Genomic DNA, 22273 nt, shown 5'->3' with positions numbered 1-22273 from the left:
AACTTCACAAGTTAACGAACCTCTTTGAGAGTATCAACTTGCTTAGTAAATAACTCAGTAAACAGACTCAACACAGTTCGTTCTTCCCGCACTTTTATATTGGCACTGATAGACATCCCTGACTGTAAAGTCACGTTTTTACTCTTAATAACTAACGATTGTCGATCCAAATGGATTTTTGCCGGGAACCGATAAAATTGATGTGTTTGATCTGGGGGTAATGCGTCCGATCCTATTCCCATTACTTCTCCTTTAATATCGCCAAACTCGCTGTAAGGAAAAGAGTCAATTCTGACATCTGCTTTCATACCTTTTCGCACAAAACCGATATCTTTGTTTGTGATGAAAACTTCACCGATATAATTTTCATTCGGGACAATTTGCAGCATTTTTGTAGTTGGATTTGCTACAAATCCAGGATTTTTGGCTTGTAAATCGAAAACTGTTCCGGCTACCGGGGCGCGGAGCTCTTGATATTTAACATTTAGCTGTGATTGAGAGATTTTACTATTGATATCTGCTAAACGCTGCTCATTCTCCAATACAACTTTCATGAATTGGCTATCTATTTCAGCAATACGTTTTTTATTATCAGCTATTTTATCCAAAACGTCTTTATCAGTGATAGCTACTGTATTGCTTACCTCTTGCTGTCCTTTTTCAATATCCAACTGGAGACGTTTCACTTCTTCGCCTAATTGCGCTACTTCCGCTGTGCGGTTTTGTACTTCTTGTTGTTGGTTAAGATACTGAAGCTGAGAAATGCCACCTTCTTCTGAGAGGATTTTCAGTTTATCTAAAATTCTCTGTTGAATAGCTAAACTTGATTTACTGTCTTCCATTTTCACTTCGGTTTGAGTAAGTTGTTTCTTAGTTTTTTCTACTTCTAACCGTGCTGCTGAAGAACGAGAATCTAATTCTTGCTTGGCAACTTGTAAACGTTGCTGTTCATCAATTCCTAGTGCATAATCTTGACCAGATTTTCTTAATTGAGACCGCAATAAATCATTTTCTGATACTAAAGCTGATCGATTTTTTAATAAAAAAGCAGTTTCTGGTGCTAACTTACTACGCAAAAATAATAATTCCGATGTAGTACCATTACTTGCTCCCATTAATTGCCGATAAATTTGGTTTTCTTTAGTTAATGCAGTACGAATTTTATTCAAAGAATTTAATTCAGCAACAGAGGCGATGGAATCAAAAGTCAGTAGCAAATCTCCTTGCTTGACTTCTTGCCCATCTTTGACATAAACTGCTTTGACTACTCCACTGACAGGAGCCTGGACTTCTTTAACTGTTCCTTCCGGTTTTAATTGTCCTGTTGCTGGTACTACTTGCTCAATTTTGGCAAAATAAGCCCAAGCAACTCCAAAACAAGCTAAGGCTATTAAGGTCACCATGATTGTACGCGACCAAACTGGAGATTGGCGCAAAATAACCGACTGCTCAAACTCTTGAGGATTTGAGTTAATTAAAGATTCTGGAGCAGTTTTCTGTTGTTTTGTAACTACTCGTGAATCTTGTTTTGCTCCGTTCTTATGATTCCCGTTGGTGTGATTTCCATTAAGTTGAGTCATATTGATTTGGGATGTGGGATTTGGGATTGAAAATGAAATTTTTGTAGGGTGGACACCAACATCGATAGCTAGTGTCCACCCTATAGTTATTGCTGAATTCTGTTAGTGCAGTGAAATATAGTCGATTGGGAATTCTGATTCCTGCTCATAAGTTCACTTCTTGCTGGTGATATAAGTAGTAATAATGACCTTTAGCAGCCATTAATTCTTGATGGCTACCTTGTTCTATAACTCTGCTGTTATCCATCACAACGATGATGTCTGCATTACTAACAGTGTTCAATCTGTGGGTAATAAAAAATACTGTATTTCCCTGGAATGACCTAGCTAAGTTGAGACATATTTGGCGCTCTGTAGGATAATCTAATGCGCTGGTTGCTTCATCTAAAACGAGTAATTTTGGTCGTTGTAACACCGAACGGGCGATCGCAATTCTTTGGCGTTGTCCACCAGAAAGTGCAGAACCTCGTTCTCCTACCCGTGTGTTATAACCGTTGGGCAAGTTCATGATAAATTCGTGAGCGCAGGCTACCTGAGCCGCTTGGATAATTTCTTCGGTTGTGGCATCGGGATTTGTCAGAGCAATATTTTCTTGAACGCTTCCATCAAATAACAATGTTTCTTGAGGGACTACACCAATTTGTCGTCGCAGTGAATAAAGTTCTACTTTGGCAATATCATAACCATCAATCAAAATTCTGCCCGACTCGGTTTCATAAAGCCTCAGCAATAATTTCATCATCGTACTTTTGCCAGAACCACTTTGTCCAACAATTCCGATAAATTTTCCAGGAGGAAATTCGAGGTTGACGTTAGAAAGTTGGAGAGGGCCACTGGTACCAAATCGAAAGGAAACATTCTCGTATTTGACTGCTCCGGTAATCGTTGGTAAGGGTATATTGTAACGGTCTGTTTCTGCTTCTTCTGGCGTATCGACAATATCGCTCAAACGTTCTATGGACAAGGCAGTTTCTTGGAAGCTTTGCCAAAGTTGAGCTAAGCGCAATACTGGACTGGTCACGTAACCAGAGATAATTCTAAAGGCGATTAATTCACCTAAGGTTAATTGTTGTTCGAGTACTAAATAAGCTCCTACCCATAAAACTAGTAAGCTGCTGAGTTTGTTGAGAAAGTTACTGGTAGAGTTGGCGAGAGTAGAAGTGACAACTGTTTTAAAACCAGCAGCGACAAAACGAGCATAACGCTCTTGCCAGGAAAAGCGCGATCGCAATTCGATATTTTGCGCTTTTACTGTTTGAATTCCTGACATTACCTCCACTAAATAAGATTGAGTTTCGGCATTACGTTCAGCTTTAGAGCGTAATTGTCTGCTAATCGTGGGAGATGCTATTAAAGTAATAATCACAAACACCGGAATTGTGCTTAAACCGACCAAGGTGAGTTGCCAGCTATAAATCAGCATCACACCGATATAAACCAAGGAAAATAAAGCATCCAACCCCACTGTTAAAGCAGTACCAGTGAGGAATTGACGGATGTTCTCTAATTCGTTAATCCGAGTAGAAAGTTCGCCCACCGGTCGGCGTTCAAAGTAGCGCAGTGGTAGACGTAGTAAGTGGTCGATAATTTGCGAACCTAGACCCATATCGATGCGATTTGTGGTATCGACAAATAAATAGGTTCGTAAGGTAGTTAATACTGCTTCAAATAGCCCAACTACTAATAGTAAAACACCCAAAATATGTAGAGTACCAATACTATTTTGGGTAATAACTTTGTCGATAATTAACTGCACAACTAAGGGATTCGCCAATGCTGCTAACTGTACGAAAAAGGAAGCAATAAATACTTCGATCAGTACTCGGCGATAGCGTGACAAATAAGGAAGAAACCACCGCAAACCAAAACGTTCTTGGGGTGTTTCTTTAGTGGGTGTTAGCAGTAATACCCTAACTTGCGGCGGAAAGTTAGTAGGGTCGATATCTAATTGTTCAACAAATTGAGCGGGTTTGCAGCGAACAATTCCTTCGGATGGTACACCCACAACCATAGTATTCGCATCGGCTGCATATAAAACGGCAAAATTATCAGCATAGCGAATCAACGCTGGTGTCGGAATGCGCGTTACTGACGCCACAGGTAGCTCTACAAGTTGTACTTTAAGTCCAATCAACTCTGCTAGGTAGGCAATAGCTGGAAACGAGATAGTACCCTGGCGTTTGATTTGCTCGTTTAAAATGCGGCGAATTACTTCTCGACGAAACGGTATTTCTAAGTGTTTCGTGAGCATTTGGAAGCAGGCGAAGGCTGTATTTAATTCTCCTTTACCGCCAAAAAATGGGTATTTTATCCGTTTTGCCGAACTATTTGAGGTCTGACTGGTTGTTTGTGGTACAACTATCTCATCCGATGCGTAGGGAATATCTATTTCGTCTTGACTATGCGATTGGCTCTGACTGACTGCAAGTTGTATTTGATGACTATCTTGCAAGATTAAATTAGAGGGATTTAGACCCACCAACCGTACAGGACTTCCACCGATAACTTCGATCTTGTCGCGATCATCCTCTGCTTCTAGCCGCTCGCCAACAGAAAAATTTGTTACTGTACCCCCACCACTGACAAACCAAACGCGTTTGCTATCGAGTTGCTCGAATGAATTTTTCCCTGGAGGCAAATAGTGAATTGTCGCTTCTGGTAAAGCTATTTGTGTCAATTCTTTGAGATTTAATGTCGCGATCGCTTGCTTTTGCCAATAGGAACCGAGAATGTCAAAAACTTCGACTAAATTACTGCGGTTTTTCCGAGCTTGTGCAAAAGCTGGGTAGGTATCTAAAAGCTGAAAATATACTGCTGCATTCAAGGTTAAACATATTACTTCAGTGGAGGCGATCGCTGTTTCACAAGGAATATCGCGTAATAAACCAATTTCACCGATGATTTCCCCTGGTTGCAGTAATTTCAAGGTGGTTGGGATCTGCGTTTGGGGTTCGTATCCCAACAACCGCACTTGTCCCTCATAAACGATCGATATTTGTTGCGGCAGATTTTCTTTACCGATTAGTTTTTGACCCAAGCGATAGCGCCAAGCTTGTAGTTGTTCGGATACGTTGGCGATCGCTTCGTCCGGTAAGCGATCAAACCCTTCTAGGTTAGTGAGAAATTCCAGAAAAGTGTTCTTTATATAAGTCATGTCAAATAAGTTACAAGGTAAAAGTGAGTTGTCAAGTTACGAGTTAGCGATGAAGAATTAATACAGTTCTTAACTCCTTCGGGGTTTGCCATTCCCTCATCAAGAAAACCTTTAAGACTAAGCTGGCTCACTTCTAACTCCTAACTTTCCGACTGGGGATTGGGTGTGTATAAATACGTCATACCACAGATAACAAATTTACTAATTACAAACCTATATTTAGCTCACATGGTTACTGCTGTTAGATTATTCAATACAAAGATAGTTTGTAATAATTCTTCAAATTCGAAGTCAGAATAGCTGCAAAATCAAGATTGGTATGACTGCTCAATTGTCTGCAAAGTATCAAGGTGGAGTCTTGAAGTTTCATCAATTCAGCGATTTAGCTGTTCTGAATGGGAGAATTCTAACGATAGTTTTAATAAATTAAGCACAGTTTGTTAGTTGGTTAATTTTACATAATTTATACAAAGTTATATTTAAGATTTATTGCAGTTATGCAAAATTGATACTCGTCATCCAATCAGTACATTTAAGTGTGTTTACTGAGTTTAGTTTGGTGTTTTTAAAATTATCTTAGTCAACATGAAAGTATCACAAATGCTTTCCTAAGTAAATACCCTAATTCAAAATTAGTAATAAAAAACTTTAAATTTGTGAATTATTTTTTATAAATTCTTTTATCTAGAGAATGACAGCATTATTGATGAAGAAAGACGGTCAGCTTTCTTGAGCAAATAGCACCCATATCCGATTGTCAGAGAATTCTCCATTAATTATTTATTACCAGTTCAGTTGAATATCAATCAACCAGAAAACTATGGTAAGGGAATCAATAATTAAATTTATGAAGTAAAAACAATCAGTGGCTTCAGTAAAATTACTAGATTCATAAATATCCAGCTTTTTTAATTACTATACATAAAATAGTCTTATATTTCTTAGAGATGAGTTTGTGTAATTTTTCTCTGTAATTACCGAGATTTTATTCCACAAAAAAGTATAGATAGCAATCTCCAAACTAAATTTACTTTTCCGTGAAAGTACATAATAAGTTTGTTAATAGTTATCAATTTTGTGCCTTGGCTGAAAGTGTTCCCAAAAAGTTGGTGGTAAGCGTTGATGCATCGTAACAGCACACCATAAATCTGATAACTGTTTGCTATTTGCTGATTTAAGAAGAAAAGACGAGAATCTTAGTCATTTGGGAATAATAAATTGTCAAGGTTAGAATTTAACAATATGGCAATTACCCAGATCAATATTCCAGGGTATCAAATTAGTGAAGAACTTTATAACGGTTCGAGAACCTTGGTTTATCGTGCGATTCGAGATAGCGATCGCAAATCCGTAGCAATTAAGCTGCTGAAGAATCCTTATCCTAGTTTTAGTGAACTCTTGTCGTTTCGCAACCAATACACTATTTCTAAAAATCTCAACGTACCAGAAATTATCCAAACTTACAGTCTAGAACCATATCAGAATGGTTATGCATTAGTAATGGAATTTGGGGGAATTTCTCTAGCAAAATGGATTCTTAAACAAGGAATATTACTATCTCTAAATAATTTTTTATCAGTAGCTATTTCTTTGTGCAATATATTGGATATACTTTATCATCATCGCATTATTCACAAAGACATCAAACCTGCGAATATTTTAATTAATCCAGAAAGTAAACAAGTTAAATTAATTGACTTTAGTATTGCATCTTTATTACCACGAGAAACTCAAACATTAATCAGTCCCAATGTATTAGAAGGAACACTTGCTTATATTTCCCCTGAGCAAACCGGACGGATGAATCGCGGGATTGACTACCGGACTGATTTTTACTCTTTAGGTGTAACTTTTTATGAATTATTAACTGGGCAATTACCATTTGAATCAAAAGAACCGCTGGAATTAGTACATTGTCATATTGCTAAACACCCAAAAGAAATTAAAAGTGAAGAGATTCCGCAAGTTCTATCAGACATTGTGATGAAATTGATAGCGAAAAATGCCGAAGACCGCTATCAAAGTGCTTTAGGGCTAAAGTTTGATTTAGAGAATTGTTTGGCTCAATTGGAAGAAACTGGTGAAATTAAAGATTTTAGGATAGCACAACGCGATGTGTACGATCGCTTTATCATACCAGAGAAACTCTATGGTCGTGAGGGTGAAATTGAAACTCTGCTAAAAGCCTTTGACCGCATTACTAATAATCAGACGGAACTAATGCTGATAGCTGGTTTTTCTGGGATTGGTAAAACAGCTGTAGTCAATGAAATTTATAAACCTATTGTTCGCCAACGAGCCTATTTTATTAAAGGTAAATTCGATCAATTTAATCGCAATATTCCTTTTTCTGCCTTTGTACAAGCGTTTCGAGATTTGATGCGGCAATTGCTGACTGAAAGTGATGCTCAATTGTCAACTTGGAAAAATAAAATTTTACAAGCATTAGGCGAAAATGGGCAAGTGATTCTCGAGGTAATTCCAGAACTAGAAAAAATTATTGGCAAACAACCACGTGCAACAAAAGTAACACCAAGTGCAGCCCAGAATCGCTTTAATTTACTCTTCCAAAACTTCATTCAAATATTCACCACAAAAGAACATCCATTAGTAATTTTCCTTGATGACTTGCAGTGGGCTGATTCGGCATCATTTAAATTAATTCAGTTGTTGATGCAGTCAGAGAGTGGATATTTACTCTTAATTGGAGCTTATCGCGATCATGAAGTCTCTACTACGCATCCCTTGATGTTGACTTTAGCAGATATTTATAAGACCAATGCTAAGATTCACAACATCACTTTAGCTCCCCTTTCTCAAGCTAGCTTAAATCTTTTAGTGGGCGATACTCTCAATTGTTCGGGTAAAATTGCCCAACCATTAACAGAACTTATTTCTCTAAAAACTCAGGGAAATCCATTTTTTGTAACTCAATTTCTTAAAGCATTGTATGAAGACAAACTGATTACTTTTAATTTTGACCAACGGCATTGGCAATGTGATATCGCTGCTGTTAAAGCGCTGGCTCTAACTGACGATGTGGTAAAGTTCGTAGGACTACAGTTACAGAAATTGCCAGCAGCAACACAGAATGTGCTGAAATTAGCTGCGTCTATTGGTAACTCTTTTGATTTGCTCACATTAGCAATTATTTCTCAGAAATCAGCAGCCGACACAGCAGCATCTTTGTGGAAAGCCTTAGAGGAAGGTTTAATTTTACCGACTAGTGAAGTTTATAAGTTTTATCAACAGGAATTATTTGTTAATAATTGTTTGTCATTTGGAGAGGCTAATAAACAAACAGTCAATGACCAAGAACAAATGACAGTTACTTATAAATTTTTACATGATCGCGTGCAGCAAGCAGCCTATTCGCTGATTCCAGATGAGCAGAAACAGTTTACCCATCTGCAAATTGGTCGATTGCTCTTAGAAAATACGCCACAGCTTCAGCAAGAGGAGCAAATTTTTAAGATTGTCAGTCAGTTGAATTGGGGAACAGCACTAATCACTGAGCCAAATGAACGCCAACAATTAGCTCAATTAAATCTGAATGCTGGTCGAAAAGCGAAAGAAGCTACCGCTTATGCTACAGCAATTCATTACTTAAATTCTGGAATTCAACTTTTGGCAATTAATAGTTGGGAAGTTGCTTACAAATTGACTCTCAATTTATATGAAGAAGCCGCAGAAGCAGCTTTTCTCAACAATGAATTTCAGCAGATGGAATCTTTGATTGAGGTTGTACTCCAACTAACAACCACTTTTCTTGATAAAGTAAAAGTTTATGAAGTCAAACTCCATGCTTATCAAGTTCAAGGTCAACCATTGCAAGCGATCGCAACTGGATGCGAACTTCTCGCTCAACTTGGGGTAATATTACCTGAATCAGTAACACCTCCAGATATTCAACAATATGTAATCAACACGTTGTCCACCTTAGCAGGCAGAAATATTAACAGCTTAGTAGATTTGCCATTGATGGATGATACCAAAGCTTTGCTTGCATTACGGATTATGGCTAGCATTGCTCCGGCTATCCACCAAACTTCCTCATATCTATTACCAGTTATTGCCTGCCAACAGGTGAATTTATCCCTGAAATATGGCAATGCGCTACTCTCTGCACCAGGGTATGCAGATTTTGGAATTGTACTTAATACTTGTAATCAACTAGAGCTAGGTTACGAATTTGGTAAACTAGCTTTAATGCTTGTGGACAGATTTGAAGCAAAATCAGTGCAAAGCATGACTATGTTTAAGGTGGCTGCATTAAATCAATTTAATAAACAACACGTTCGTGATTCAATTAGATTATTACAGGAATCCTATACTATTGGATTAGAGACGGGTGATTTTTTTCACGTACTTGCATCAATAATTTTCCAGTTATTTTATATATATTTAAGTGGCACAGAAGTTTTAGAAATCTTGCTAGCAGATATTAAAAAGTACGAGTCACATTTTGCTAAAAATCAGCGCTTATTAAATTGGTCTATTATTCTCTGTCAAAATATTCAAAATTTAACTAAATATAGTGAGCATCCAGAATTTATCATTGGGAAATATTGTGAAGAAGAACAACTCTTGTCAGCACTAATTGAACAAAACGACCAATTAACACTCCATATACTTTTCCTTAGTAAGTTAACACTCAGTTATCTGTTTGAGAATTTTATTGCAGCAGTTGAAAATGCAAATCAAGGAGAGCAATATCTCAGCGGTGCTGCTGGAATGCTATCTGTACCAATTTTTTACTACTACGATTCTTTATCCAGGCTTGCAGTCTATCCCAAAACTGAGTCTTCTCAACAAAAGCAATTACTTTTGAAGGTTAATGATAACCAGGAAAAATTGCAGTTTAAAGCTAAATTTGCCCCAATGAATTTCCAGCATAAATATGATTTGGTGGAGGCAGAACGCCATCGGGTTCTAGGGGAAAAAATGGCAGCAATGGAACTGTATGATCGCGCTATTTCTCTTGCCAAAGAAAATGAATACATCCAAGAAGAAGGCTTGAGCAATGAGTTAGCAGCTAAGTTCTACTTAGATTGGGGCAAAGAAAAAATTGCCCAAGCTTATATGCAAGAAGCCTATTACTGCTATGCTCGTTGGGGTGCTGAAGCCAAAACCAACGACCTAGAAAAACGCTACCCCCAACTTCTTGCCCCAATCTTACAAACGCAACATTATCGTGTTGAACAAAGCTCAAATCTTGATAAATCTTTATTCAAACATCAAACCATCCAAACAAATCTTTCTAAGAATAGTATTTCAGAGACACTAGATTTTATCACTATTTTTAAAGCTTTACAAAGTCTATCCAGTGAAATTAAATTAGAGCAATTGTTCACTACCTTATTGCAATTAGTGATTGAAAATGCAGGAGCAAAAAAAGCTGCTTTACTTGTACTTAAACAGAATAATTTAATAGTTGAAGCCGTAGCCACTATTAATGAAGGAGTTAAGCTTGTATCTCTACCATTGTCAAGCAGTGACAGCATTCCGCTCGCATTGGTAAACTATGTCAAACACAGTTTAAAAACTGTTGTGCTAGATGATGCAACAGCCGCCAACGACTTTAGTTTCGACGAATATTTAATACAGGAACAACCAAAAAGTGTATTGTGTAAACCAATATTACATCAAGACCAATTAATTGGATTATTGTATTTAGAAAATCGGTTGACAATTGGCGCATTTACCAGCGATCGCCTGCAAGTATTAAATTTACTTTGTAACCAAGCAGCGATTTCCTTAACAAATGCTCATCTCTATGCCAGCGAACAGGAAAAATCTAGATTGATTGCTCAAAAAGAAGAACAGTATCGCAACATCTTTGAAGCTGTCAGTGATGGACTATCTATTTGTGATTTTGAAACTGGCGCGATTGTCGCAGCAAACACAACATTATGGCAGATGCATGGCTGTGCTTCCTACGAAGAGTTTCTCAGTCTGACTCCAGGCGATTTAATTCACCCAGACTCGCTGCATCTGTTTGCAGATCATCTGGAAGTTCTCAAATCAGATCGGCAATTCTTTTGTCAAGGTGTTTGTTTGCGTAGAGATGGAACTTTGTTTGACTTTGAGGTTAAAGCTACCAAGTGTATGTACAACGGTAAGCCTCATACATTAGCAATTGTGCGAGATATAAGCGAGCGCAAACAAACAGAAGCCGTAATCCTTGAGAAATCCCACGAGTTGGAGGCGACGCTACAAGAACTTAAGCAAGCCCAATTACAAATCGTGCAAAATGAAAAAATGGCAACTTTAGGAAACTTGGTTGCAGGTGTGGCTCATGAAATTAATAATCCTGTTGGATTTCTCAAGGGCAGTCTCAGCAATGCCGAAGAGTATATCCAAGATTTACTTGCCCATATCCAATGCTACCAACAATATCATCCCACCGCAGCCCCACCAGTCATTGAACATGGACAAGATGTTGACTTAGAATTTCTGAGTGAGGATTTACCTAAGCTAATAGGCTCAATGAAAGTCGCTTGCGAACGAATTCAAGACATTAGCACTAGTCTCCGCACTTTTTCTAGAGCCGATACATCTGAAAAAGTTGCTTGTAATCTTCATGAAGGGATTGAAAGTACGCTGTTGATTTTGAAGTATCGCCTGAAAGCTAATGAAAAACGCCCAGCAATTGAAGTCATCACAGAGTACGGTAAATTACTACCTGTTAAGTGTTTTTTAGGACAACTAAATCAAGTATTTATGAACATTCTGGCGAATGCAATTGATGCCTTAGATTCCTACACTGAAACGCTTTCTTTTGCTAAAATCCTCAAAAATTATCAACAAATATTGATTTTTACCGAAGTATCTAGTGACGAAAGTGCAGTAATAATTCGCATCAAAGATAACGGGCCAGGAATCCCAGAGGAAATCAGAGTACGAATTTTCGACCACCTGTTTACAACTAAAGAGGTTGGAAAAGGAACAGGATTAGGATTAGCGATCGCTCGTCAAATTATTGAGGAAACTCACGGTGGGCGATTGATTTGTAATTCTATTCTTGGTGAAGGATCGGAATTTATCATTGAGCTTCCAGTTATCTCATAGCAATTCTCTATGAACAAATTTTAGGGGTGGCTATGAAACCACCCCTTTATTCCCCTCATATTAGAATTTAATTCCAGCACCCTTCGTAGGATGTATATTTTACTTTGAAATATTAATTAAACTTTCAACTTCAGAACTAGCCAAGGTTGGTGCTGTAAAAATATGCGAGTACAGACTTGATGGTTGCTGATGAGCAACAACTGGTAGAACTTGGCGAGCATGGGTAGCTAATTCGACTGCCTTCACATCATAAGTCTGCGTTGCCAACTTAGGATAGAAGCCAATACCAATGATTGGTAGCAGCAGAGAAGCAGTAATAAATATTTCCCGAGGTTTGACATCAGATATTACAGCATCCAAGTGCAACTCTTGATTTTGCTTACCGTAGAAGACTTGACGCAACATTGACAGTAAGTAAATCGGTGTCAAAATCACGCCAACTGCTGATAGCAGCACTACTACAACTTTGAAGCTAGAACTGTAAACATCACTGGTAGCTATACCCAGAAATACCATCAACTCACCTACAAAACCACTCATTCCTGGTAAGGCGAGAGAAGCCATTGAACCAACGGTAAACAGAGCAAAAGTTTTGGGCATTACCTTCGCCATTCCGCCCATTTTGTCCATCATTAAGGTGTGGGTGCGATCGTAAGTGACACCAGATAAGAAGAACAAGCTAGCAGCAATCAAACCGTGGGAAACCATTTGTAGTACTGCACCGCTGATACCAATTTCTGTATAAGAGGCAATTCCAATCAGCACAAACCCCATGTGGGCAATTGAAGAGTAAGCCAAGCGACGTTTAAGATTAGTTTGGGCAAAGGCACAGCAAGCACCATAGACAATGTTCACCACACCCAAAATCGCTAGCACTGGAGCAAAGTAAACATGGGCATCAGGCAGCATTTCAACGTTGAAGCGGATAAGAGCATAACCACCCATTTTCAATAACACACCAGCTAAAATCATCGAACCGGGTGCTGATGCTTCACCATGAGCATCAGGTAGCCAAGTGTGTAAAGGGAAAATCGGCAGTTTTACACCGAAGGCAATCAAGAAACCTGCGTAAACTAATAGTTCTAAAGTTTTAGGATATTCTTTCATTCCCAGAGTCGCCGTATCGAAACTGACGGTATCTCCTGAGAATGCCATTGCAAAGCCCGCTACCAAGATAAATATCGAGGCAGCAGCAGTGTAAAGAATGAACTTAGTAGCTGCATAACGGCGGTTTTGTCCTCCCCAAATGGAAATTAGCAGGTAAACCGGCACTAATTCGATTTCCCACATTAGGAAGAACAACAGCAAATCTTGAGCAACAAACACCCCAAGCTGGGCGCTGTACATCGCTAGCATCAAACCATAAAATAATCGCGGCTTGTTGGTAACTTTCCAAGCCGCGAAGATTGCGAGGGTATTTATTAAGCCTGTCAGAAGTACCAGGGGCATTGATAAACCATCAACCCCCACAGCCCAATGTAAACTCAACTGCGGTACCCAAGGGTAGTTTTCTATCAGTTGGAGTGTTGAACTTTGAAAGTCGTATTTATACCAAAAGGTATAAATCATCAATGCAAAATCTGCAAAAGCAATTCCTAAAGCATACCAACGGACGGTTTTTCCCTCTTTATCTGGGATTAATGGGATAGCTAAGGCAGCCACCAATGGCAAGGCAATTATGGCTGTTAGCCAAGGAAATTCTATAGCATTCATCACTTCTGACAATTAATTTAAGCTTTCAATTTTAATTACATTATATTAAGGAGTTTGTACTTTTGTAAACGCGATTGCCCTCAAAAAGATTAAATTTTCGTTTTAGATAGTAATAAATACTTATCTATAGCTACTCTAGACAATTCTAAATGTAAATTTTTGCTACGTCAACAGAAAACGGCGGCTAATGCCACCGTCTTAAGTTAGGGTTTAGTCTAATTTTGGGATGATGAGTGTTTGCTCAGATTTCAGACAATTCGGTTGACAATTGTCCAGACTTCACCATCAGAGCGGACGTAAGGAACAGAGATTGTCTTGAACCCAGTAATGAAAGGTTTGTAATAAACTTGCCAATAAATCGGACTAAGTTGATCGGCGCACGCTTTGAGTAGCCGAATTTCTGTAGCTAGTTCTGCTGCAAGTTGATTAATGCGTTGAGCATGAACCTGAGCTACTTTTTTGGCTTCTTCTAGCTGCTGCTGTTGGGTAAGTTGTTTTGATTCAATTTCCCAACGGGCTAATTGGCCTTGTTTTTGCTGTAGTTGCAATTCCAGTGCTGCAACTGCATCATCTATGCCTTTGAGTTCAGCAGATAATTGGGGATTTTCTCTAGCTTGGCTACGGTAAGCCTCAACAATTGCCAGAGGTGAATCATTCTCGTCAATAATATTATTAATAGTGAGTGCAGCGCGTTCTTGTTGGAGAACCTGAATTTGAGACTTAAGCGCAGCTATTTCAACTTGAATTTGATCCATAAGGGGAGTGGGGAGTGGGGAGGTAGGGAAGGTGGGGCCCCCTCTGGGGATAAGGGGAGATGGGGAAGGTGGGGCCCCCTCTGGGATAAGGGGAGGTGGGGAGAATAACTTTTAACTGCTAACTCAACAGCCAACAGTCATCAGTCATCAGTCATCAGTCAACACTCCCTGTTTACCCAATTTACTAATCTTCTAACTTTTTGTGCCTTGGATATCTAGAGAAAGCGATCGCACTTTGGCTGTAATTCCTTCTTGTTCCCAAGTGTTGGACATTGCTGCTTCTACAGCTTGTGAGTGTAACTCATCTGTCAAAGCCAACAGTGTCGGTCCTGCACCACTAATCACCATGCCATAAGCACCGGCTGTTACAGCCGCTAGATTCACGGCATCGTAACAAGGAATTAAAGTTTTACGATATGGTTGATGCAATTTATCTTGCAAAGCTGTTTTTAACCATTCTGCTTTCCCAGTTTCCAAGCCGCGCAATAATAAACCCAAGTGTGCAGTATTAAAAATAGCATCTGCACGGCTGACTTCCGTTGGCAGAACGCGCCGTGCTTCGGAAGTGGAAAGTTCAAAATTAGGAATAGCTACAACTGGAATGATATCTTGATGCCAAGGAACATCACAAATTTCCCAACCTGCACCACCAGAAGCAGCCAGACGACATCCGCCCAACAAAGCTGGAACTACATTATCAGGATGTCCTTCCATAGCGATAGCCAATTCCATTACCTGCGACTGACTCAGCGGCGCACCCTCAAGTTGATTCGCCGCCACCAACCCACCAACAATTGCGGTGGCTGAACTACCCAAACCCCTAGCTAACGGTACACCTAGTTGAATTTCTATTTTCACTGGTGGTGGTGTCTGCTCTATATGTTGATAGAACTTAATAAACGCTTGGTAAAGGAGATTGCTTTGATCGGTTTGTACTCGTTGAGCTTCTTCACCTGTGACAGCGATCGTTAACCCACCCTCTTCCACACGAGTGAACTTGAACTGATTGTACAGCTTTAAAGCTGCACCGATGCAATCAAAACCAGGCCCTAAATTAGCAGTTGTAGCGGGAACAGTAACAGTGACATCACAAACAACAGACATCTGCAAATACTCCCTAATCAATCAACCAGCATCCCACGCAAAAGGTTAATTTGCTCATCTGGTTTTTAATTGAGTAGGGTAGCACAGTTAGCTGTACTACCCTACGAATTGTTTGTACTTTAGTTGATTGCAAACCGCTGTATATATAATTTTCTAAGATAAGTATTGCCCACCCTACTTTGTATTAGAAATTATCGAAGTCAGCGATCGCCACTTTCATTTTATCCAACACTTCATCTACAGAAATAGCTCCCAATTCCCCAGAGGCACGGGTACGGATACTCAAGGTGTTAGTTTCCACTTCCTTAGCTCCCACAACTGCCATCACTGGTATTTTATCTTTCTCTGCGTTGCGAATCAGTTTACCCAAGCGATCGCCACTAGTATCCACCTCTGCACGGATACCTAATGCTCGCATCTTTGTTGCAACTTGTTGAGTAAAATCTAATTGTGCTTCACCTACTGGCAGTAATCTCGCTTGCACTGGTGCCAACCATAAAGGAAAATCACCCGCATACTCTTCAATCAAAATACCAATCAGCCTTTCTAGGGAACCAAAAGGCGCACGGTGAATCATTACCGGACGTTTGCGAGAACCATCTTCAGCAACGTACTCTAAATCAAAACGTTCTGGCAAAATATAATCTACTTGTACGGTTCCTAATTGCCACTCCCGTTCTAAAGCATCACTAAAGATAAAATCGAGTTTAGGGCCGTAAAATGCTGCTTCTCCGATTCCTTCAAAGTGTTGCATTCCCAAGGTTTCAACTGCACGGCGAATCGCACTTTCGGCTTTGTCCCAAACTTCACTGTCACCGATGTACTTATCACTAGTTGGATCGCGGAAACTAAGTCTAGCTTTAAAATTTTTCAGTTGTAGTTTATTGAATACCGACAAAATCAAATCTACCACGCTGAGGAATTCGCTATCTAGCTGTTCTGGGGTGACGAACAAGTGAGAATCATCTACAGTAAAACCGCGTACCCGCGTTAAACCTCCCAATTCCCCAGATTGTTCGTAGCGATAAACAGTACCGAATTCTGCCAAGCGCATCGGTAGTTCTCGGTAGGAACGCAACTCACTCTTATATATTTGGATGTGGAAAGGGCAATTCATCGGCTTCATCACGAAGCCCACTTCGTTTGCGGCTGCTTCTGCATTCTCCGCCATCAAAGGAAACATATCTTCTTTATATTTTTGCCAGTGTCCAGAGGTTTTAAATAAATCAACTCTGGCTATGTGAGGCGTTACTACAGGCAAATAACCTCGTTTTAATTGTTCCTGTTTGAGGAAGTCTTCTAAAATACTTCGCAACAGAGTACCTTTAGGAGTCCACAAAGGTAAACCAGGTCCCACTAAATCAGAGAATACAAATAATCCCAGTTCTTTACCGAGTTTTTTATGATCTCGCCGCAACGCTTCTTCTTTGCGTCGCTTATACTCAGCAAGTTGTTCTGGACTTTCCCAAGCGGTGGCGTAGATGCGTTGGAGTTGGGCTTTGGTTTCATCCCCACGCCAATAAGCACCAGCAACACTTTCTAATTCAATAGCTTTGGGGTTTAATTCACTAGTATTTTCCAGATGAGGTCCCGCACATAAATCCCACCATTCATTCCCTAAATGGTAAATTGTGATAGGTTCCTCTTTGATGTCTGCTAGAATTTCTAGCTTGTAAGGTTCGTTAATTTGCTCAATCCGGCGTTCGGCTTCTTCGCGACTGACTTCTTCCTCAATAACTGGCAATTTACGATTGATAATCTTTACCATCTCTTTTTTGATGGCTTTAAGATCGTTTTCGCTAAATGGTTCTGGATTATCGAAGTCATAATAAAATCCGTTTTCAATCCAAGGGCCAATTGTAACTTGCGCCTTGGGAAACAGCTTTTGTACTGCCATTGCCATCACATGGGAAGCAGTATGACGAATCTTTTTTAATTTCTCTGATTCGCTGGTACGCGGTAAATAAATTTTTTCAGGTTTTTCTAACTCTTGTGAAGAATTTGATGATAATTTTAGCGACATTGGCTGCTGAACCATTGACGAAGTGATTACAAAAGACGATTGATGTGAATTTGTAGGCTTATTCAAATATAACGGCATTGGCATTAGGCATTGTTTATTTCTACCTGCTACCTCCCCTAATCTTCATCTATATCTATAGACACCTTTCTAAAGGAAGTGTACAAACGCCTTAGCAAAAATATATAATTGAAAATGTAATTTTTGCTACAAAAATCCGAAAATTTTCAATTGATTGTGTGTGAGAGAAATAAGACAATTGTTAAGAATCGTAAATAACGTTAATATTAGCTAAGAAAGTTGGAAATATTCCTCTGATTTATGCCAGACTCAGATTTACCAGGGACTCAGTTGCTTAAAAGGGTTTTGGAACCATTGCTAGACGATTTTCAGTTTTGGTTTACGCGCTCGCGCGATTTACTCGAAACCAACCAACTCTCATTTATGAGCAACCAAGAGCAATCTGACTTGCTGTCGCGGGTTAAGCAAGCGCAAGAAGAACTAAATACTGCAAAAATGCTGTTTAACGCTACTGATGGACAAGTTGGGATTGATATGGCAACTTTGATGCCTTGGCATCAATTAGTCACAGAATGTTGGAATGTAGGAATGCGCTTTCATCAAGCACCTGAAGCGTAAATACCATCAGTTAAAGTTAGATACCGCACACAGCTTAACAATTGGAAGATGAGATATTCAATCGTTAACTAAATAGTACAAAATTCTTAACACTATCTTAAGTTTGTTTCCATTAACAAAATAATGTATCCTATGTTACCGTAAGTGGAATAACGGTTGACAGATCGCTCCATTTCAATACATGCGCATGAAAAGTGCGTTAAATAATCGTCCTAACTGTGAGCTTAAACGTGAGCCGCAGCGTCGGCGAACCAAAACGTTACAAAATAAACTTTTAAAAATTGCTGCCCTGGAGGAAAATCCAATGTTACACCTGCTTTACATCTTTGCTTTTACAATCCTTGCATTTATAGCTGTTGGTAATTTGATTCGTAACCTGATTATGTTCAGTTTTGATCGGGAGCGAACTTACCCAGCGAATTCTTCGCCAATGGGTAGTCAAGGTAGTTTTGGTTATTACGCATCGAGAAAACAGTTTGTACCACATCCAGAGTTATTAGATAACGCAGGTAATTTAATTAAAGAGCCATTATTAGTAATGCGTTCGATTAATGTTGAAGATGCTCGCCAGCATTTAGATGCACTTTACGAAGCATCTCCAGGGCATAAAAGTGAAAATTCCGAAGAAGCATAGAAATAAAGTTAGGAATTAAAAGTTAAAGATTAGGACAAACCTTGGAGGAGTGCGATAGTGCAAAGTAACCACCAAGGTTTTTTATTGGCGATCGCTTCCCCATACTTCTGATAGCATTATTTATCACATTCAGAAAGACAAAAAACAGATGAGCATTGCAAGGTTTTGGCACTCATCAAAATTCAGCCTTGAATTGTAATTGTAAGTTTTTATAATAAAGTGTATTGACAACGTAAATACATCTTCCTTAGACTATCAAGCATGGATGTGTATTTCGTGCTGAGTGGTGTAACCTTTGTTTGGAACGAAGACAAAGCCCGCATTAATCCCAGCAACCATGATGGTATAACGTTTGAGCAAGCCACAGAAGCTTTCTTCGATCCGTTTCTAGTTGTGGTTAATGCTAGCCGTAACGATGAGGAACGGGATGCTGTGATTGGCTTATATAGACGATGTAATCTTCTATACGTTGTCTACATTGAACGTGAAAAAGACATGATTCGGATCGTCTCGGCTCAGAAAGCGACGAGTAAGGAATGTGAATACTATGAAAGCTGAAGTTTTAAAAAAGCGACTCGATAAAAATCGTCCAATGACGACAATCACAATTCGCATTCCTGAAGATGTGATTGAGGATTTGAAGCAAGTAGCACCATTATTAGGGTTTTCTGGTTATCAGCCATTAATTCGTGCTTACATCGGACAAGGACTGAGAGCCGATCTTGAGCGACTTGAGAGTGATACTGTTTCTACATTGATTGCCAGCCTAAAACGGCATGGTGTCAGTGATGACATCATTCGTGAAGCACTTAGCGAAGCTACTGAGCGGTAGTTTAATGTTCTGGTTACACCCAGTATTTCAATAAGGTAAGATTCACCTGTAAGGTAAACTGCATAATACTGTCTTGTGTTGTTCTAAATTTAGTTGAATTTCGTTAATAAGTTGAAAAAGGAAGTGGTGAGTAGGGAGTAGAAATTCACCACTCCCTACTCCCTTGCTATGCTTCGATAACTACCCGCAGATTCCCGCGTTTTTTGGCAACGCGACAAGCAGTCGTACTACCAGAACGCTCGAATTCTAAATCGAGGATGGTAGTACCAACTTGTAAATTATGTAAGCACAGGCGATTAATTGATTCTGGTAAAGCTGGGTCGATGATTCGCAAACAGTTATTTTGAGCATCAGGCACCAAGTTGACCATCATTTGCAGTAATTGGAAGATACTCCCAGTAGCCCAAGCCTGGGGAGTACAGGCGACTGGATACTGCACGGGGGCATTATCACCGTTACGTTCGTACCCACAGAAAAGTTCTGGAGGACGTTGGTAGGATTGCTGACTAGTCATGTCCAATAAACCTTGGAAAATTTCCAGTGCTTGGTCAATAAGACCGAGCGATCGCAATCCCATTGCAATCAAAGCGTTATCATGAGGCCAAACTGAACCTATGTGATAGCCCATTGGATTATAAGCAGGTGACAAGCTACTCAAGGTACGAATGCCCCAACCGTTAAACATATCTGGTCCCCGTAACCGTTCTGCTACACTGTAGGCTTTTTCGTGTGTAAAGATACCCAAATTCAGACAATGACCGGGATTTGAGGTAATACTATCTACTCGCTTACCATCTCCATCCAAAGCCAAAGCGCAGAAATCCTGGTCTTCCATCCAAAAATCTTGATTAAAACGCACCTTGAGATTTCTCGCCTCTTCTTGCCAACGGTCTGCTAAATCAAGCCGCTTCTTCATTCTAGCTATTTCTGCTAAGCGCATTTTTGCAGCATAGACGTAAGCTTGGACTTCACACAAGGCAATTGGACCGTTGGCTAATTCTCCCTTGTAGTCAACAATACAATCACCAGAATCTTTCCAACCTTGGTTAACAAGACCGCGTTTAGATCTACGGTAGTAGCTGAGGTAGCTGGTTTGTTTGGTATTGCGATCAATCCACTCCATTGCTGCTAGAGCATTGGGCCAAAGTTGCTCTAGAAGTTCTTGGTCGTGAGTCCAAGCATAATATTCCGCATATAGCATCAACCACAAAGGAGTAGCGTCAACTGTACCGTAGTAAGGTGTATGGGGAATTTCTTGACAGCGAGCCATTTCCCCCAAACGTAACTCATGTAAAATCTTACCCGGTTCTTCTTCACACCATTCATCGTCAATTTGACCTTGGTATGTCGCGAGTAATATCAGGGTTTCTTTAGCAATTTGCGAGTTTAACATCAAAGTTTGGGAAGCTGTAATCAGCGAATCTCGCCCAAACAATGTAGAAAACCACGGTACTCCGGCGGAAACAGTTTTGTGCTTACCAAAGGACTGACGCAACAAATACATATCTTGCTCAGCTCGCTCAATTACTCGATTGAAGATACTCTTATCTGAGCTAATCCGTGTAATTTGTTGTACCCAACGTTGTTCTTCCATCCACTCAGCATCTTTCGCTTGTCCTAAGGTAGCAGGGGCGCTGACAGTTGAAGTAGACTTGTTGTTGGTCAACATGTTCACTCGGTAACCGAGCTTTTGGGTTTCGTGAGAAGCCAAGTCTAGTTGCCAGACCGCAGTATAACCCTTGAAATAGTCTGGTTGGTGATGTTGGAATAGAAGGCGCGATTCCATCACTGAGCCATCTACACCTTGATAGGCGAGTGTTAAAGATTCTTCCCTAGAGGTGTCTGCTTTGGCTACAGGCGAAACCCCATTACCAAAAGAAAATGTTCCTTCTTCGGCTGTTGGTTCCATTAAGCGTAATAGCCTACCCCGTTTTTCTCTGTCATAACCTCGAACTTCAAATAAATCAACAAAATCGGCATCAAAGCTGATGCTGAGTTCAAAACTGACGGTGGTTGTGCTGTAGTTAGAAATCTCTATTTCTTCAAATAGCGCGCCATTGAGTACCATTTCCCGACGAATTCCTACAGTTTCTGCTTTCAAGCGTTCGTCGATTTTCGGGTTGGTACACAAAACTGAGACTGAAAAGCCTTTTTGGGCAGTACTACTTAAGAGTACAGGCGACCGCCCTTCAATTTGCAGCTCCAAGCGATTGAGAAATCGCGTATCACAACAAAACAGTCCCATGCTCAGGTTCCCATCATTGAGGGAACAGCCAGAAATGTTGCCTATGGTATCTGTAACGAAAAATAAATCATCATCTTTAATCGTCAGTGTCGGCTGTGGTCTTTCACTCACAACACAAGGCCACTCCGGAATAGGTAATTGTTCAGCAGCAATAAAGGTTTTTCCATCCACTAAAATTTTTTCTGGGGTCATGAACGCATCTGGTGTCATTAGCCAAAGTTCCGTCTACAGGTCTATCTGTTTGCGATCATATTATTTCTAGCTGTTATCGATTAGGTGCAATATATCCTTAAAGAGGAAAGTTGGTTTTCCTGGAGAATCTTGGGTTTAGCCATACTTCACAAAAGTATTCCAGCACAGCTACCTGTGATTTTAAAAATCTGTTCTGAGGCATTATTAACAGTTGTCAATTGTCAGTTTTGTTGCTTTGGTAGCGATCGCTCCACCTATTCAACTGTATACTTTGATTAACAGTATGATTGTATCAATCACCTACGTGAGGAACTTTGGGGCATCGCACCCTAGC

Annotated in this window: 12 protein-coding genes; 5 read left to right on the top strand and 7 right to left on the bottom strand. The window is 39.8% G+C overall.

Features of this window, described 5'->3' with window-relative positions:
• Positions 1–11: 11 nt before the first annotated feature.
• Both FCR06_RS04775 and FCR06_RS04770 read right to left on the bottom strand, forming a co-directional pair.
• A complete protein-coding gene (locus FCR06_RS04775) occupies positions 12–1580 on the bottom strand; it encodes an HlyD family efflux transporter periplasmic adaptor subunit (protein WP_138497696.1) in 1569 nt (522 codons plus the stop codon).
• A gap of 145 nt (positions 1581–1725) precedes the next feature.
• The gene (locus FCR06_RS04770) at positions 1726–4734 is read right to left on the bottom strand and encodes a peptidase domain-containing ABC transporter (protein ID WP_138497695.1); all 3009 of its coding nucleotides are present in this window, start codon (positions 4732–4734) and stop codon (positions 1726–1728) included.
• 1242 nt (positions 4735–5976) lie between these two features.
• Between FCR06_RS04770 and FCR06_RS04765 the strand changes: the two genes are divergently transcribed.
• Positions 5977–11805, top strand: coding sequence for an AAA family ATPase (locus FCR06_RS04765; RefSeq protein WP_138497694.1), 5829 nt, complete (start codon positions 5977–5979; stop codon positions 11803–11805).
• Between the two features lie 99 nt (positions 11806–11904).
• Here FCR06_RS04765 and FCR06_RS04760 read toward each other — a convergent pair whose 3' ends face one another.
• From FCR06_RS04760 to thrS, 4 genes are all read right to left on the bottom strand, one after another.
• A complete protein-coding gene (locus tag FCR06_RS04760; protein ID WP_138497693.1) occupies positions 11905–13518 on the bottom strand; it encodes an NAD(P)H-quinone oxidoreductase subunit 4 in 1614 nt (537 codons plus the stop codon).
• Between the two features lie 248 nt (positions 13519–13766).
• Entirely contained in the window at positions 13767–14273 is a 507-nt protein-coding gene (locus FCR06_RS04755; protein ID WP_138497692.1) for a hypothetical protein, read from the bottom strand.
• A 192-nt stretch (positions 14274–14465) separates the two neighbouring features.
• On the bottom strand, positions 14466–15377 hold the full coding sequence (thrB, locus tag FCR06_RS04750) for a homoserine kinase (protein WP_138497691.1): 912 nt from the start codon (positions 15375–15377) through the stop codon (positions 14466–14468).
• Between the two features lie 184 nt (positions 15378–15561).
• Positions 15562–17415: a threonine--tRNA ligase gene (gene thrS / locus FCR06_RS04745; protein ID WP_138497690.1), complete on the bottom strand. Its 1854-nt coding sequence runs from the start codon at positions 17413–17415 to the stop codon at positions 15562–15564.
• Positions 17416–17718: 303 nt separating this feature from the next.
• Here thrS and FCR06_RS04740 point away from each other — a divergent pair, with 303 nt between their 5' ends.
• From FCR06_RS04740 to FCR06_RS04725, 4 genes are all read left to right on the top strand, one after another.
• Positions 17719–18036: a DUF2605 domain-containing protein gene (locus FCR06_RS04740; protein ID WP_138497689.1), complete on the top strand. Its 318-nt coding sequence runs from the start codon at positions 17719–17721 to the stop codon at positions 18034–18036.
• 304 nt (positions 18037–18340) lie between these two features.
• Positions 18341–18670, top strand: coding sequence for a DUF2973 domain-containing protein (locus tag FCR06_RS04735; RefSeq protein ID WP_189523323.1), 330 nt, complete (start codon positions 18341–18343; stop codon positions 18668–18670).
• 261 nt (positions 18671–18931) lie between these two features.
• Positions 18932–19228: a BrnT family toxin gene (locus FCR06_RS04730; protein ID WP_138497688.1), complete on the top strand. Its 297-nt coding sequence runs from the start codon at positions 18932–18934 to the stop codon at positions 19226–19228.
• Complete coding sequence (locus FCR06_RS04725) at positions 19218–19502, top strand: hypothetical protein (RefSeq protein ID WP_138497687.1); 285 nt, start codon at positions 19218–19220, stop codon at positions 19500–19502. Before FCR06_RS04730 ends, FCR06_RS04725 begins: the two co-directional genes overlap by 11 nt.
• Positions 19503–19668: 166 nt before the next feature.
• Here FCR06_RS04725 and FCR06_RS04720 read toward each other — a convergent pair whose 3' ends face one another.
• On the bottom strand, positions 19669–21957 hold the full coding sequence (locus FCR06_RS04720) for an amylo-alpha-1,6-glucosidase (protein WP_138497686.1): 2289 nt from the start codon (positions 21955–21957) through the stop codon (positions 19669–19671).
• Between the last annotated feature and the right edge of the window lie 316 nt (positions 21958–22273).

The organism is Nostoc sp. PA-18-2419 (genome assembly GCF_005869855.1).
GTDB lineage: Bacteria > Cyanobacteriota > Cyanobacteriia > Cyanobacteriales > Nostocaceae > Nostoc.
The sequence above is the reverse complement of the archived record's forward strand: the minus strand, read 5'-3'. Positions and strand labels throughout refer to the sequence as shown.